At 50.3% G+C, this 15,607-nt stretch carries 10 protein-coding genes; 8 read left to right on the forward strand and 2 right to left on the reverse strand.

Annotation, left to right across the window (positions count from 1 at the left end; genetic code table 11):
* Nucleotides 1-5 precede the first annotated feature (5 nt).
* Nucleotides 6-3,626 (reverse strand): protein kinase domain-containing protein, encoded by a 3,621-nt coding sequence (locus SH451x_RS18980; protein WP_479358602.1) that lies wholly within the window; start codon nucleotides 3,624-3,626, stop codon nucleotides 6-8.
* Between the two features lie 445 nt (nucleotides 3,627-4,071).
* On the opposite strand from SH451x_RS18980, the gene SH451x_RS18985 reads away from it, so the two are divergent.
* Entirely contained in the window at nucleotides 4,072-4,875 is an 804-nt protein-coding gene (locus SH451x_RS18985; protein WP_479358603.1) for a DUF1559 domain-containing protein, read from the forward strand.
* A gap of 25 nt (nucleotides 4,876-4,900) precedes the next feature.
* Here the strand turns inward: SH451x_RS18985 and SH451x_RS18990 are convergent, their stop codons facing one another.
* Entirely contained in the window at nucleotides 4,901-5,926 is a 1,026-nt protein-coding gene (locus tag SH451x_RS18990) for a DUF6666 family protein (protein ID WP_479358604.1), read from the reverse strand.
* A 583-nt stretch (nucleotides 5,927-6,509) separates the two neighbouring features.
* Here SH451x_RS18990 and SH451x_RS18995 point away from each other — a divergent pair.
* The 7 genes from SH451x_RS18995 to SH451x_RS19025 all read left to right on the forward strand — a co-directional run bounded on the left by SH451x_RS18995 (nucleotide 6,510) and on the right by SH451x_RS19025 (nucleotide 15,602).
* Complete coding sequence (locus SH451x_RS18995) at nucleotides 6,510-7,439, forward strand: DoxX family protein (protein WP_479358605.1); 930 nt, start codon at nucleotides 6,510-6,512, stop codon at nucleotides 7,437-7,439.
* 80 nt (nucleotides 7,440-7,519) lie between these two features.
* Entirely contained in the window at nucleotides 7,520-9,337 is a 1,818-nt protein-coding gene (locus SH451x_RS19000; protein ID WP_479358606.1) for a Gfo/Idh/MocA family protein, read from the forward strand.
* A 248-nt stretch (nucleotides 9,338-9,585) separates the two neighbouring features.
* Nucleotides 9,586-10,110, forward strand: coding sequence for a hypothetical protein (locus tag SH451x_RS19005; RefSeq protein ID WP_479358607.1), 525 nt, complete (start codon nucleotides 9,586-9,588; stop codon nucleotides 10,108-10,110).
* Nucleotides 10,111-10,245: 135 nt separating this feature from the next.
* The gene (locus tag SH451x_RS19010) at nucleotides 10,246-10,971 is read left to right on the forward strand and encodes a HEAT repeat domain-containing protein (protein ID WP_479358608.1); all 726 of its coding nucleotides are present in this window, start codon (nucleotides 10,246-10,248) and stop codon (nucleotides 10,969-10,971) included.
* A 157-nt stretch (nucleotides 10,972-11,128) separates the two neighbouring features.
* Entirely contained in the window at nucleotides 11,129-13,177 is a 2,049-nt protein-coding gene (locus tag SH451x_RS19015; RefSeq protein ID WP_479358609.1) for a hypothetical protein, read from the forward strand.
* Between the two features lie 255 nt (nucleotides 13,178-13,432).
* Nucleotides 13,433-14,377 (forward strand): DNA integrity scanning protein DisA nucleotide-binding domain protein, encoded by a 945-nt coding sequence (locus SH451x_RS19020; protein WP_479358610.1) that lies wholly within the window; start codon nucleotides 13,433-13,435, stop codon nucleotides 14,375-14,377.
* A 181-nt stretch (nucleotides 14,378-14,558) separates the two neighbouring features.
* Entirely contained in the window at nucleotides 14,559-15,602 is a 1,044-nt protein-coding gene (locus SH451x_RS19025) for an SMP-30/gluconolactonase/LRE family protein (RefSeq protein ID WP_479358611.1), read from the forward strand.
* Nucleotides 15,603-15,607 lie beyond the last annotated feature (5 nt).

Consider the following 15,607-nt stretch of genomic DNA (forward strand, 5'->3'; position numbering starts at 1 on the left):
TCAGCTTAAACGCCTGACTCCTTACACGCGACGATCTGCACCAACTGATTCGGTAGTCCAGGTAGATCGACTGCTAGGGTCTTGATCTGGTCCATTTTCTGGTCAAAGCTCTCAATCACTCTGGGATCGTTGTAAACTGAATCTGTCATAATCAGTCCCCACAAGTTCGTTCGTGGTAAAGCCTGAGCGACTCGCAACGTTGCTCCAAAGTAATCTACCCGCCCATTGGCGGATGAAATAAACGCTCTCCCACGATGCAACCCGACGTTGAACGCGGAGGTGGAGTTAGGGCCATGGCTATCGCCCACAACTATAGCTTCTGTTTTATGATTCAACATTTCAGTCGCCGCTGTCAGTGCACTCAAAGTGTCATGAAATACCGCGATGATCCCTTCTCCTAACGATTTTGTAACCAAGCCTCGGTTACGCCGCACAATGTCGCATTGCTGATCGATACACTTCGTGAGCCATTCGAAGGCGGTAGCTTCGTCATATTCGTCATAGATCCGACTGTGATCGTGGAGATGTGATACGAGTATGCACACTTGTTCCGCTTCTAGGATTCTTCCGGCCTTTACTATCTGCTCGGGAAAAAGCGTGCGAAATCTTTCCAAAGAAGCGACTTGATTCGCAGTAACTGCATCATTTCGCGACGAAACTCGTTCCAATCGAACGACCATTTCTGTCTCAAAACTGTTTTCTACTTGGATGACTTGGCGTCCCGAGCGCAGGTGTGTTTCATTCGTGGCTTCGCTGTGCGCAGATAATTCGATTCGCGTAGTGCTTGGCGCGAACCGATCTGTGACAACTAGCTTTGTGTTGAATGGCAATCGGGGCCCCCTGAGAATGTACTGGCCCGACGTAAGCATGGCAGCGAATTCAACACATTCCCCTGCTGGAATTCGAGTTTGAGCGACAACATGTGGAGCGTGTTCTGGCCCGCCCACACAGTAGCTTGCGCTGTCGACCTCAACGATATCGGAGGCAACCGCGAAAACCAGTTCCACGGCGTTTCCGAGGTCTGTTGCGAAATCGTAATCACACGCCTCACAATGTGTATGCCGCGAAATCTCTGATAGAAGATTTTGGCTATCGGCAGGTGCGCGGCACGTCGGGCATAACAAGTCCCAACTCATTTCCAACAGCCCAACCGAGGTGGCGACCAAACATAGGTCAAGACACTCGTCGAATGGTAACCTGAGCTCGTCTGCTAATGAAAACGGTTTTAGTTTCGCCAGCCTTTGTGCCGGAGCAACTCGCACGAAATCGACCAGCTTAGCCATGTTTTCGCGGTCTACACCAGCTTTTTCCGCCGCGTCGAGACATTGCTTAAGTCTCTGCAGTTGCTTCTTAGTTCGGCTGGGGGGCAGCTCAAATGCATCACCGCGTAGTGCTGGCTTCGTTTCCTTGCTGCCTACTAGAAATTCGTCAATTCGATTGTAGACGCGATCTAACCCCTTACGTCCTTTCCAACCAGCTTCGATCTGAGCCAGCAGCTTACCAATTTTGTTTCTAGCCGCTATCTTCACTGTATGCCGCAGCCTCGTCCCGCCGTCGGGTAGCTGTTCAAGCTTGACGGTACTTAAGAACGACTCAAAAGGGCCACTCTTAAATTGGCGATAGACCCCCATGCGTTGGGCTTCGATCCACTCGAAAGGATGTTCTTCCCACGCGACTGTTATAAAGCCAAGTCGAAACGAACCGAACTTTCGGAGGCCAAGTTTTGGATCTTTTTCAGTTCGGTAAGATACACTTGGCAAACCAACGGCTCGGTTTAAACGCTCCGTGTTCGAAACATAAGGCCAAAGTTCCTCGGGTGAGCTTTTTAAGTCCCATACAAACTCTTGCACCCAAGTGTTGCGGTTGTCAAGAACTACTTTATCATGGATGAGGTCGTCAAAGTTTTGGCCAAGTGTGACCTTTTCAATTTGCTCAACTAATTGGTCCGCATCCGCAAACCTTTGACTTTGGCTCTTGGAAAGCATCTGCGCGATTAGATCAGCAATCGCATCGGGCGTTTCTGGGCAAACTTTTCGAATGTCGGGCGCTGTCGTAAAACAGTGCATGGAGACGAGTTTTAGCGGATCCGTTGCGACGAACGGAAGAGTGCCTGCTATCATCTCATATAACATGATACCCAGCGAATAGATATCACTCGCCGGCGACACACCCTCGCCGCCTTTGCATTGTTCTGGTGACATGTAGTTGGGTGTGCCCAGAAGCGCCCCAGCCACGGTAACTTCCAGCGATGCAGATTGCTGCATGTGCCGAGCGATTCCAAAATCGCTTATTTTAACAGCATACTCATCTAACAGCTTGTTCTCCGGCGCGGTTGCGCTTTTGCGTGCGCTCGTTTTGCGTGCGAGCAAAATATTGTCAGGCTTGATGTCGCGATGCACAATTCCGATGCGATGTGCTACCGAAAGACCTCGAGCGATTTCGGCGATAATGTTGAGCGCTTCGGTGGCCTCAAATTTTTTTCGTCGCTTTAGTTCTTTCTTGAGCTCGCTTCCTTCAATTAGTTCTAAGGCTAGAAAGTGAATCCCCCTGTCTTCACCTGCTTCTATGAGTCGCATGATTTGTGGTGAGACAAGGTCTTGCATGACACGAGATTCCTTTCTCAGCCGCCGCATCGCTTGTGATTGCCCGGCAATATCGCTGCGAATAATCTTGATTGCTACGGCGCATCCGTCGGCTAAATCCGCCGCTCGATAGACGTCTCCCATCCCCCCTTGGCCAATAAGCTTTTCCAGCCGATATCGACCGATCGTGCTCCCTTCGCCAATAAGCTTCGCAGTATCGCGAGTATCAGTCGCACCACTGAAGCCAACTCGTGTTGTATCATTGTCGCAAACCGATCGAGCTGCTGGTTTTTCAAGCGTCTGATCGTTTTGATCGTCAAAGAGCGACTTGCAAACGCTTTCCATCAATTCGACGATTTCAATGATTGTTGGCACTTGTGTCGCGTCTGCCGTCAACGCATCATCGAGCACCACTCGCAAGATTGCCAAGTGCCGCGTGGGCAGATTTAGTTGATCGCATTGCGATTTTATTTCGTGCGTGACAGGAACAATCAGTTTAGCTAGAGCGACGACATCGTCCGTTTCACGGCAGCTATTTTCCTCAGAAATACTTGTCGTTAAAACTCCCAGCAGATCGACAAAGGCGTTAGCGCCGTCGACTAGGATCGATGAGGCATTTAGATTCCCGAAATATAGACCAACACGATGCGACTCGCTGATCGTGCGAGCTACTTGCGTCAGCAGCCGGAACTGTGTGAGGCAGGGCAAAGATGATGCGTTGCTCTCTAACGTTGTCGGAGGCACTGCCGTATAGGCAATGAAGGAGTTGGCAATGGATAGTTCTCGAGCATAGGGAACGACCAAACCTTGGAACTCGATCAATTTTGCCAATTGAACTCGCTCTGCAAATTCACGCGTCAGTCGTTGGCCTTCCTCACCATGAAACGCGAACAGTCGGACAGGAGCGGTGGAGCCTCTCGCGTTGGCAGCATACTCGCTAAAGCCGTTACAGTTCTTCACCAGTTGCAAGTTTGCAAACAAACCTGCAAAGGCTGTCTCACGACAGACCGTTTGGCCCAGCAAATTATCGACTTCCTGCGTCATTCTCGCTCCGCTTCCGATATAAGGTGTACAGGCTCAAACGGTTTAGCCTTGCGAACTAGACCAATGAAAAAGCCAAAGTAACATCGATCGAGATTCAAACCGCGCGAGTAATTCGCTTGAAAGTCAGCTGTAAAAATAAAAGGATCGTTCCGTTTGTAACGGTGATCCATCCTGTATCACGGATTTGTAGGTTACGCGAAGAAGGTAATGGAAACGAGCATGCCGCCAGGTAAGACCAGTAGCCCCATCTTCAGCAGCGAAGAGGAGCGGTATCATATCGCTTTAAATGGCTAATGTCCTAGCTCTGAAGTTCAGACTATTTCCCTTCCTAGATGATTGTAGTTTTGAGCAAAACTGTGTAATGTATCGAGAGTCTGTGTTTGTTAGGCTTTATCCGGTTTAAAGACATCTCGAAAAGCTGTTCGCTAGAAATCCAGAGTATTTTATGTCAAATGATCCCACAAAACAGGGTTTCCCTGCACAACCTCCAATCTACGGTGACGGACCAGCAGAGCCTCCCAAGAAAAGAATTTCTATATTAGTTATCGTCCTAATTGTCCTCGCTGTTCTAATGGTTCTAATGCTGCCATGTTGCATCGGTTTGCTGCTCCCGGCCGTCCAGCAAGCACGTGAAGCTGCCCGAAAGATGACGTGTGGCTCGAATGCGAGGTCGATAACTATCGCCCTCTTGGAGTACGAGATGGCTTACAAGTCGTTTCCGCCCGCTTACACAGTCGACGAACAAGGCAACCGACTACACAGTTGGCGAACTCTGATATTGCCATACATGGAAGGCCAAGCAATTTACGACTCCATTGATCTGGACAAGCCCTGGGATGACCCAGCGAACGCTCTGGCGCGTCAAAGTGTAATTGAACTCTATCGCTGTCCATCGGACCCGGAAGATTCGGTCCACACCAATTTCGTCGTAATCAACGATCCAGAGGCCATGTTCGTTGGCGCGATCCCCGTAGGCCTGAAAAGCGTAATTGACGGCTATTCCGGTACTATTTTAATCGTCGAATACGCAGGAGACGATGCGATCGAATGGATGGAACCGAGAGACATTTCAATTCCGGAATTCCTTGCGTTGGCGAAAAAACCCAATGGGCTTTCAGCTCACTTCGGTGGATTCCACGCATCCATGGTGGACGCCAGTGTGCGGTTCATTTCTTCAATCGATAGTCCGCAGACAGAAGAAAATTTACGAGCGATGGCGACGATAGATGGAAATGAGCCTCGCTTTTAGTCACCAGCGATAACTTGAATTAGTGTCACATTCTCAAATCAAGCGGCATCGAGGTCGGCGCTGCAACTGAATGGGGTGGAGAATACGGCCGTAATCGCGATGAGAATGCGCCAGCTCCTGGCACCCATTCAATTCCAAGAAATGCGTCGACGGTTCCAGTGTCCGCTGGGCCCATCAAGTTTGTCTCTCCTGCGATGGCAAACGATTTCGACAAGGGAATGAACAGATCACAAGCAAAGACGAAATTGTTCTTTGTCGCAGCGGAAGGCCCCGTCACAGCGTTGTCCTCGCCATGAGATTCGGCCATCCCGACCATAACCGTCGTTAACGCGCGAAGTGGCCAGCGATGCGTCCAGAATACACCACCTTGGCTAATGGGTTGCAAAGTCACGTTTGTCCCCAAGAAGTCTGCTGAATCGCCATGTTCATCAATCGACGCTCGGAAACCCAACCAATCATTGCATCCGATTTGTTGTCGCAATGTTATTCGAAACTGACCTGCATTGATGCTGTCGTAGGATTCTTGATACAAGTAATCGTACACGACGCCCCATGCAAAGCCCGCTTCGGTCCTTTGGTAGAGGCCAAGGGTTGTGTAGAGTTGCTGACGGTCTGTGACTTGGCCAACTAGTTCGTAGACACGCACTGCATTGTCGCTTGAATGGAATGCGGCACCAACTTGCCATCCGATGCCTCGGTCAATGATAAGCGGAGCCGAAAGGGCGACCGCAAATCGACTTCCGAGATTTGCATTCACACCAAAGTCCTGCGGTTGTTTGCTCCCATCAATACCGCTGAAGAATGAAATTTCTCCCGATCGGAAATCAAATAGCGTGTCGCGCCAGGTTGCGGTATGTCGATCGCTTCGTGATGCGCTGGATATCGTATACGGCTCACTCAGGTCTGTTTCATAGGGCAGGGGCGGGATTGCTTCTAAATGTTGATCGCTGGGTGAAAACGACATGGATTCCAACCCTCCGCCGACTTGCTGCGCCATCACAGGACGAGCCACGCCAAGTAAAAACAGAATTATCGTTAATCGGAATCGCATCGTTATCCTTTTGCCACGGCACTGAAACAACTGCCTGTAAGTTTGGCAGAGTGTTTCCTCAACCTGCTGTCACAATTTTCCTAATCGGATCTAGAAGTCGATTTGGGAGAAGATCTTAGAATTGCGGTTGAAAACTCCAGCTATATTTTTCGTACAGTCTACGTAAACGGAAAAGTCTGGCGGCTGTCTGTGGTTAGCAACAATAAAGCGGTGCTCCGACTGTGCGTTGTGCGACGCTGGCACTATCTCCAATCATCAATTTTCCGCGCTGAAGATCCTCAATTACAGAGTCGCACGCGTTCCTCTCGGAATGCGGCAAATGCCTGCATATTTCAACTCGTTAACATCGCGAAACCATCATTTCAACAATCGCCTTGGCTAATGACGCGTTTCAGTTCATAATCAGCGGTTGTCGCCTGGATTCTTCTCCCTGACAAACCCCAGAATCTCCTCAAGTGCCAGCATAATTTGTTACCCGAATGTGCAGATTTTCGGTCTAACCATGGACACTTTTTTGTTGATTCCGTCGCGAGTTTAGGTCCACAAAAAGCTTACAAACCACTTTTAGTTCAACACTTACCCAATGCATTCTTATCGACGATTTGGAACTCTCGCGATCTTAGGAATCGTGCTGCTCCGCGTTACTGTGGGCTACCATTTTTACATGGAAGGGGTAACGAAAGTTCGCGAAGGCAACTTCACTTCGACGGGCTTTTTGAGCGGCGCAGTCGGTCCTCTAGCGCCATTTTTTCATTCATTGCTACCTGACTATGACGGCCGTATTCGGTCGGATCGTGATCTGCTAGTTGCCAAAATTCAGGACTACGGAAACGTAGCGAACCAAAAGTATGGTTTCGACGAACAGCAAAGGCAGCAAAGTGCCAAAGTAGTGGCCAACGCGATTAAGAGCCTCGACTCCCTCTGGGTTTCCTACGGAAAAGAAATCCGAGAGTACCAAAGCGGGTTTGATCGCATCAAGGAAATGCAAGAGGATGCGGCACGGCAAAAAGTTAATTCGCTCGCCGCGCAGCGAACCTCGATCGAAGGCGAATGGAAGAGTTCAATTAAACCTGTACTTTCCGGCGTTGATCTAACGCTGGAATTGCTTCAGGCGAACATGGCTAAGGTTGCTACTGCAGAACAGAGGCAAGGTGTTGGTGTAATCCCATTCAATCTTGTACCTCCGCGAGCGATGGACACGCATGTAGTCGACAAGATCATACCAATTTTTGACATGTCCGTCGGAATACTTTTGATGCTTGGCTTGCTGACCCCGGTGGCGGGCATAGCGGCGGGAATATTCCTGACTTCTGTCGTATTAACTCAGTTCCCTGGTGCCGCAGGAGCGCAACCCACTTATTACCAAGCGATCGAAGCCATGGCCTGTTTTTTCCTGGCGTTCGCCGATGCAGGACGATATGCGGGACTTGACTTTTTACCCTGGTCTTACTGGCAACGCCGACGAGCGGAACGCACAGCAAACACTGGGAAGCCTGTGCCCGTGGCTGCCTAAGCGCTGTTCGTCGCAACCGCTACTTGAAACATCGAAATAATAATTAATCAAATCAACGTTCTAATTCGAGGCTATGTGTTATGGATCAGCTAACTCCTGAAGAAAAAACCACCGGGATAAACAACTTCGACGAAGCCGTCGGCTTTACAAGAAGAGAATTCCTGCAGGGTGTCATTGCGACGGGCGCAGTAACGGGCGCAGGCCTTGGCGCTATGTATTTCGGCTACAGCAAAGTCGACGATCCGGTGCGAGTCGGTGTAATTGGAACAGGCGACGAAGGCAACGTGTTGCTGGGGGGTTGTTCACCCGAGTATGTTCAGGTTGTTGCGATCGCAGACGCTAGACCTTCGTCGATTCATCGTGCGTTTTACGGAGATTGGTCAAGTCCGGCGGCGGCAGCAGCGCGGCCCGGTCTGATTTCGAAAGCTAGCTACTCGTCGTATGAAGAAGCACGAAAGAACGTCAAGGTATACGACGGCCCAACTGCGATTCGCGACATTTTGGCCGATGATTCCATCGAGGCTATCATAATCGCGTTGCCATTACACCTGCATGCTCCAATCGCCGTTCAGGCCATGCAAGCGGGCAAGCACGTGCTGACTGAAAAGTTGATGGCTCACAGCGTCGCACAGTGCAAAGTCCTCTCTCGCTTGGGAGACTTGGATAGCGATAGCGGTCTGACCAATAGCCAAGGGCACAAGCTTCTGCTGGCCACTGGACATCAACGCCATTACAGCGTGCTTTACGATAATGCAGTCCACTTGATCCGTTGGGGATTGCTGGGGCAACTGCATCATATTCGCGCTCAGTGGCACCGCGGAAATCTTCCCGGCCGTGACTCTTGGGCGCCGCCAATTCCAGGCGGCGAGATCGATGTCTCGGGGAAGAAGATCGATAAGATCGCAAGCGAGTTGAATAGCTTCCGTCGCCAGTTAGAAAAAGCCACCGACCCAGTAGAGGCCGAGTTGCTGACGAAAAAAGTTGCGCAGTGGATGGCGCTCAACGAAGATGCGAAGGTAAATGCCGAAGAGCTTGGTTACCTAGCGAAAGAGTTGGAAGGCGGTCGTACACGAACAGCAATGGAAGAATTGATTCGTTGGCGATTGTGGGAGCGCACCGGCGGCGGCCTGATGGCTGAACTCGGTTCGCATCAGTTAGACGCTGCAAGTATCTTCTGCAGTGCATTGCGTCAGGATGGCACCAAGGCGCATCCGTTAACCGTCCATGCGATTGGCGGACGCCATATATTCCCGAACGACCGGGAAGCGGAAGACCACGTCTACTGCTCGTTCGAATTTCCTGGCCCTGAATATGACGGGAAATTCGAAGTCGGCTATCCAACGAAGAAGGGTAATAACATTATCGACCCGTATTCCGTGGATCCGAACAAGAAGATCGTCGTCACCTACTCCACGATTAACGGTAATGGCTTCGGCGGTTATGGCGAGATCGTGATGGGAACAAAGGGCACTTTGATTCTTGAAAAAGAGCAGGAAATCATGCTGTATGCCGACTCAGATACATCCAGCTCCGTCGGCGTTAAGGCTGCTGGCGGCGGCTACGCGTTAGACACGCAAGCAAGTGGTGGAGGTGCAGCACCGGTCGCTAAGGCCGCTTCATCAGGCCAAGTGAGCCGCGGGTATACGGAGGAAATCGAGCATTGGGCCTATTGCATTCGTAACCCAGACAAAGAGAACCGTCCACGCTGCTACCCCAAGGTGGCTATGGGCGATGCGGTCATTGCACTTACGACCAATGTCGCTATTCAGCAAGGACTGCGAGGCGAAGGTGGCTTTGTCAAGTTCGATGAAGAATGGTTCGAACCACACAGCGATAAAACGCCCGATGGAAGTAGCGTTGCGGACGAGATGGAAAAGCTGTCCAACTACAAAGCATAGGCTTACCTGACCGTTACTGTGCGTTAAGTTTCGGTCTCGTCGGCTCGACCTTATGAACGTACAAATACTGGTTTTCAGGCTCCGTTTGATAACCCACTGAGTAGTGCATTCGGCCGGACTCTGCGCTCCTCGCGTCCATAAGGGATAGGGCTGAGCTTGCACAGTTAGTTGTTGCACTGGTCGAAGCTGGGGAACGACTTGTTCTTTAGTAGTAATCCTCCTTTCCCACATTTACATATTTGGCCAGCATGACCTTTCGGGGCAAGTACTTTGTTATTGTTTTTGCTTCGATTATTGGAGTTCTGTTTATAGGCGGACTTGCCGTCAACTCTCGACTAACCGAATTGTCGGATCGCATTGAAGATCAAAGGTTGGCATGGCCTCGTACCGCCGAGGTCCTTGACCGACAACTTGCGTATATCGATCAAGTTGTCGCGACCGGCAATAGCCAACCGTTGCGAGAAGAATGGTCGCTTGCAAAGGCTGCGTACGAAGAATCGAAAATCTATGATCGCCAGTCACGCAAGTTTCTTGAGCTGATCGAAGTCGCACGTGAAGTAAAACTTGCTGAAGTTGCACCTGCGGCCACCAAACCATCGCTGGCCAACAGCGAAATGCTTACATTGCAGGGGTTTATAACTACGGACAAGGCGATTGAAACTTCAAGCAAAGATATGGTGGGCCGAATAACGCAGGCGCTTCTGGACCTCGATTATCCGCCGCGGCTCTATTCAGAAATAGAGTGGCTCACGGAGACTTTAGCCAGCAATTGACCGCCGAAATCACGCTTTTTCGTGCGTATTCCTAGTTGCGGCTAATTTATTGCCAAGATCTATCTGGCAACGGTTCGATTGCTTTGCTACGGTCAAACCCGGCTTTCTTCACGCGCGCTCCTCCGAAAACGTTCAATGCGAAAAACGATTACATTGCAACGCATCCTTTCCGTCGCTTTCCTCTTCGTCGTAAGTGGTTGTGCTGACGGACCGATGTTCGCGTTAAAACAGATGAACCCATACTATCGACGTCAATGGGCGAAAGACTCTGAATTGGGTCCGACGTACCACGAGCGCCTTGACGAAATGCGACTGCTGTCAAAGCAAATCGCTAGCATGGGTCCCGACGAGCAGCGGCAGTGGGTTGAACATATCGACGCAATCTTGGAACATGACCCGAGCCCTGAGATGCGGCGGGAAGCGGTGTTGGCATTAACGGACGTCGAACCTTCGTTAAGTTTGCAATTGTTGCAGCGTGCGAGCAAGGACGAAAGTATAAAGGTTCGTATGGCCGTGTGCGCGGCAATTGGCAATCAGGATGCAGATCAAGCGATTCCAATCTTACAGCCCCTTCTGCAAGACACGGATAAAGAAGGCGTACAAATCGCCGCCATCCGTGCGTTAGGCAATTTCCAAGGCCCGCAGACAGAAGGCTTGCTAGCTGCAGCTCTCCAAGAAAAGTCACCAGCCACGCAATTAGCCGCTACCGAAGCGCTCGCGCAGTCGACTGGTAAATCGTTTGGTGGCAATGTGCCAAAGTGGAAAAGCTATCTTGCTGGTGAAGCCGTCGAAGAAGAAGTTCCCTCGATAGCTGACAAGGTTATGGAATGGACAAAATTCTGGAGTTCACCTTGTCAATGATTTCGAGAACTTACGCTAATCATTCGATTACAAAACGCTTTCTTTGTCTCGGCTGAAGAGCAGCCACAGTAATACCGATACAACGTACACCGGTCCAGCCGCGGAACGATGATCGATCAGACCGCAAAGCCTTCGAAACTATCGAAATAGAGTTCTAATGAAGTTCGCTAAGCCAACTGACGCTACCGCAAAGCAACTTGCCTTAGCAACAAAATTCGCATTTGTCTTAAATCTTGTAGCTTTACTCGCTTCCCCAGTTTGTGCAGATGAACAGACGCTTGTGATTGGTGGAGCGCCTGCGAATCCGCTTCGAAAAACGGTTACGGCACCGACGGCTGACGGGGCAAAGGTCGAACTCCCAGCCCCCCAGGCAAACCAGACGCCAGCATCTGCAAACGCAGACAAATTAGTTAACGATACCGCCACCGGCGAAACAGTTGTTGATAAAAAACTTGAGACGACTCCGTCACCCAAATCCACAACCCTGACTCCACAGTCGACGATTCAAACGGAAGCTGACGCGGCAGTCACTTCGATACCGAATCTGGTTAAAACCATTGTTATTCCTCCTAGCCAGCAACCTGCGAAGACTTCGCAAAAGGTACTGCGACGACCGGTTGCCTTAAACGAAGACACTGACAATCCCGCGTTCGTTTCCGACGACTTGGTCGAGAACCATGCGGACGACGAATTGATGGAAGCGCCACTTTTGATGGCCGAGGCGATCGATGCCGACAGCATTAACGCTTTGATTATGGTCGACGACCAGTCCAGTATGGACTCGTTGCCGAGTGACATCGACGCTCCCGATGCCCACACGCAGACCTATACCGCTTCCAACGGTGCAGATAGCCTCAGTCCAACTGATGGACAATTCGACGAATCGCTTGACTCGCCATATAGCGATCAAGATCTTGCAGATATGGGTGAAGGTGAAGTAGCCTCTGAGAGCATCGACGAAGAGCCGCAAAATTCTGACTCAGCGAAAATAGCTTCGTCGCGTCCTGTGATGCGAAGACCGATTCCTATCGTAATTGAACCGATACCCACTGAAGGCTTGACATCCAGCGACTCACCATCAAGCAGTGATTCTGAGAAACGAATGGTAAGCCTTCGTCGCGGAGAGATCTTAGCGCCCGGTTCAAAGCTACTTCCAATCAATCAAATTGACGACGACTATGCGCAGCCATCGTCGATCGATCCAGAAATGGCGCTTCGAGCAAAAAGGGTTGAGGCGACTTTGCAATACTACATCGACAATCCAGAATCGATTGCGGTACGAAGCCCCTGGGCTGTCATGCATTCTTTACTACCATTTGGAGTAGAGACAGAAGTCGTCGCAGGGAATCGACGCGTCAACGCGATTGCTTGGATGTGTGCCAATCAAGTCTGTCGTACGCAGCGTATCTTTACTCCGGTTCGTAACTCATTCCGCCCCAATGTCGGCGGAGGCGTGCAAGGTCATGATGGCCAGTTCCTAGCGATGCTGGCTCAATCCCGTGTTCCTTCGAGCTATCCGATCCGCATAGGCAACCGCAGCTTTACAGTCGCGAACCTTGTACAGTATGAGATGCTAACATGCCGGCCAAAATCGGAACTGACGTTTAAACTTATCGGCCTGAGTTACTATTTGGGCACAAAACAGTCGTGGCGATCCAATGACGGCCAGACGTGGAATGTCGAACGCCTGCTTCGAGAGGAAATGGCGCAACCGGTCAATGGAGCAGCGTGTGGAGGCACACATCGGCTAATGGGCATTTCCTTTGCGTTGAATCAACGTCGGCAGGAGGCCATGCCCCTAGAAGGCTCCTATGCGGCTGGCGTCAGATATATTGACGACTACGTCAACTATGCATGGAGCCTGCAGAATACCGATGGCTCGTTTAGTACAAACTGGTTTGAATCGAGAGGTTCTGAACCCAAAGATGATCGCAAGGTGCAAACGACGGGGCACATCTTAGAATGGCTCGTCTACACAAGTTCACCCGAAGAGTTGCGGAACCCGCGCGTTGAGCGCGCCGTTGACTATCTAGTAAGTCAGGTTTATGACCGACGTGATGTCAAATGGGCAATCGGTCCTCGTGGTCATGCGCTGCGTTCACTAGTGCTTTACCGTCAAAAGGTATTGTTGGACCAAGAATCGGAATCCAGCCCAACAGCAGTTGCAGAAACTCCGACCTCGCAGGTGAACACGAAAAAACGCTAAACCGTTGGAGCTCTGTGAAGTTCTTTTTTCACTCCCAACGCAGCTGGCAATTGTAAGTTATTCGCGAAAGTCCGTTCGCACCGAGACAATTCGCGTTTCAGATCAACAATTGATGGAAAAGTCTGGAAGATCAATTGTCGGTAGTGATTGCAAACGATTTGCAATACCGATACGATTGAACTCGCTTCCCTTTCCGAGCGTTTTTCGGCATTTCAGGTTGGTGTTCTTTTTTAACTGTTGGTCTTATTTTACTAAATGCCGTCGCTCAAACTCACTAAAAAGAATACCGACATTGTTGCTGCGGCAAGTAGTTTGGCGGTCCAGTCACAGACCAATTCGCTGCTTCTATTGCTAGAAGGTTCCGCCGATTGGGAAAAGCTGCGGGAGATGATCCCAAAGTCAATCCGGAATGTAATTGTAGCCGCAGACCACAGCAGTGAGCTTGAAGGGGCGGAAACAGCGGGGCTTATTCCTTTAGTGCTACACAAGGAAGACGCGCCGGTCATGGAACGTTTGCAACACGCGTTACTGGAAGCGGTTGCCGATGACTTGATGAAAAATCAAGATGATGTTATTGCCGTCTACAGCGCATTTGACGATGAAAAACTAGATTCAATTTCGGTCATACGCCTTGATGAACGCTTGAGTCGATTGACCAGTCGTGATTTGCAAAAGCTGGAATCTTCAGTGCCGCTTAACACTCTCAAGAGCGTCATCGATCTCGCGCTGGCAATTGGACGCGAGGGCAGAGAAGGGAAGAAGGTCGGCACGCTCTTTGTTGTCGGCGATATCCGCAAAGTACTTCAGCATTGCAAAGATAGCGGCTTTGATCCGCTGCGCGGATACTCGCGACGAAATCGTAACTTGCATGACTCAAAAGTTCGCGAAGACATCAAAGAAATCGCTCAAATGGATGGGGCTTTTATTGTCTCGTCCGATGGCATTTTCGAGCGTTCAAGACAGATCATCGAAGTTCGCCACGAGAACATTTCCCTTTCCAAGGGTCTTGGTTCTCGTCATTGGGCAGCCGCAGCTATTTCTCAGAAGACCAAGGCGGTCGCTGTCGTGGTCAGTCAGAGCAGTGGTAGCGTACGGTTGTTCCAGGCTGGTCGGCTTATGTTGCGGATTGAGCCGATGGAGCGAGCGGTGAAGTGGCGTGATTTTGATGTAGACCGCCCCTCTGCTGAAACCGACGAGTGAACTAAAACATAAGTCTGCTAGACGCGTCGTGTTTAGCGTAAAAGCAGTTATAATGGTGCCCTAATTCGCGTACTCGCGATTCTGCAAGCGGAACTTCCGCTTGGCCATCATTTCTTTGTCTGCAAAGACTAACTGATTGTCATTTCCCACGTTATCGGGAACCATTTAAAAGGCGACATCCATGAATCAATCGTTTTTCCATTTACCGAAGGCTGCTGCAGTACTGTTCGCTGCAATGGCGGTCTCCATCTGCAGTTATGCTCAGGGGCAATCCAACGCTATGCGTACAATTGGCAAGCTAGAATCAGTCGATTCATCGTTTTCGACTCTTATCGACCCAGCAGCAAAAATGGAAGTCTTGGCCGATGGCTTTACGTGGACCGAAGGACCGATTTGGGTCAAGACAGAGGACGAAAGTTATCTGCTATTTTCGGATATCCCGCGCAATAGCATTTTTAAATGGTCGGAGAAAAAAGGAATTTCCCTTTTCATGAACCCATCCGGTTACACCGGAGTTACTTACTACGGACTCGAACCTGGCAGCAACGGATTGACGATGACCGCGGACGGTGAACTGGTTCTCTGCGAACATGGCGATCGTCGTGTATCCAAGCTTACCAAGGGTGGAGGTAAAATTACACTTGCAGATAAATATCAAGGCAAGCGATTGAACAGTCCTAACGATGCGATCGTCGCACGAAATGGAGATATCTTCTTTACTGATCCTCCCTACGGTCTGCCAATGCGCGAAAACGATCCACGTCGCGAACTGGATCATTTCGGCGTGTATAAGATTTCGCATGAATCAGGCGAAGTCGAACTCTTGACTACGGAACTTCAACGGCCCAATGGGCTAGCTCTATCGCCCGACGAAAAGCACCTTTATGTTGCGCAAAGCGATCCGTCCAAAGCGATCTGGATGAAATTTGATATCGATGCCGATCGCAAACTTAGCAACGGCAAACTATTCTACGATGCAACCGATCAAGTCGGCAAACTTCCTGGATTGCCCGATGGTATGAAGGTCGATGCAAAGGGGAATGTGTGGGCGACGGGGCCAGGTGGAGTTTACGTTTTTAACTCCGACGGAAAACTGTTGGGCCGCCTGCTCACTGGTGAGCGAACATCGAATTGCACCTTTGGGGAAGATGGAAGCACGCTGTTTATGACCGTCGACGCCTATCTGGTGCGTATCAAAACCAAAACAACGGCTATTCAAAACTAACAGTG

The organism is Njordella aestuarii (genome assembly GCF_056494165.1).

Excerpts from the sequence above, each read along its gene's own strand:
- SH451x_RS19020 (WP_479358610.1), top strand. The coding sequence starts at position 13,433 with ATGCCGTCGCTCAAACTCACTAAAAAGAATACCGACATTGTTGCTGCG.
- SH451x_RS19000 (WP_479358606.1), top strand. The coding sequence starts at position 7,520 with ATGGATCAGCTAACTCCTGAAGAAAAAACCACCGGGATAAACAACTTC.
- SH451x_RS19015 (WP_479358609.1), top strand. The coding sequence starts at position 11,129 with ATGAAGTTCGCTAAGCCAACTGACGCTACCGCAAAGCAACTTGCCTTA.
- SH451x_RS18995 (WP_479358605.1), top strand. The coding sequence starts at position 6,510 with ATGCATTCTTATCGACGATTTGGAACTCTCGCGATCTTAGGAATCGTG.
- SH451x_RS18980 (WP_479358602.1), bottom strand. The coding sequence starts at position 3,626 with ATGACGCAGGAAGTCGATAATTTGCTGGGCCAAACGGTCTGTCGTGAG.
- SH451x_RS18990 (WP_479358604.1), bottom strand. The coding sequence starts at position 5,926 with ATGCGATTCCGATTAACGATAATTCTGTTTTTACTTGGCGTGGCTCGT.
- SH451x_RS19025 (WP_479358611.1), top strand. The coding sequence starts at position 14,559 with ATGAATCAATCGTTTTTCCATTTACCGAAGGCTGCTGCAGTACTGTTC.
- SH451x_RS19010 (WP_479358608.1), top strand. The coding sequence starts at position 10,246 with ATGCGAAAAACGATTACATTGCAACGCATCCTTTCCGTCGCTTTCCTC.
- SH451x_RS19005 (WP_479358607.1), top strand. The coding sequence starts at position 9,586 with ATGACCTTTCGGGGCAAGTACTTTGTTATTGTTTTTGCTTCGATTATT.
- SH451x_RS18985 (WP_479358603.1), top strand. The coding sequence starts at position 4,072 with ATGTCAAATGATCCCACAAAACAGGGTTTCCCTGCACAACCTCCAATC.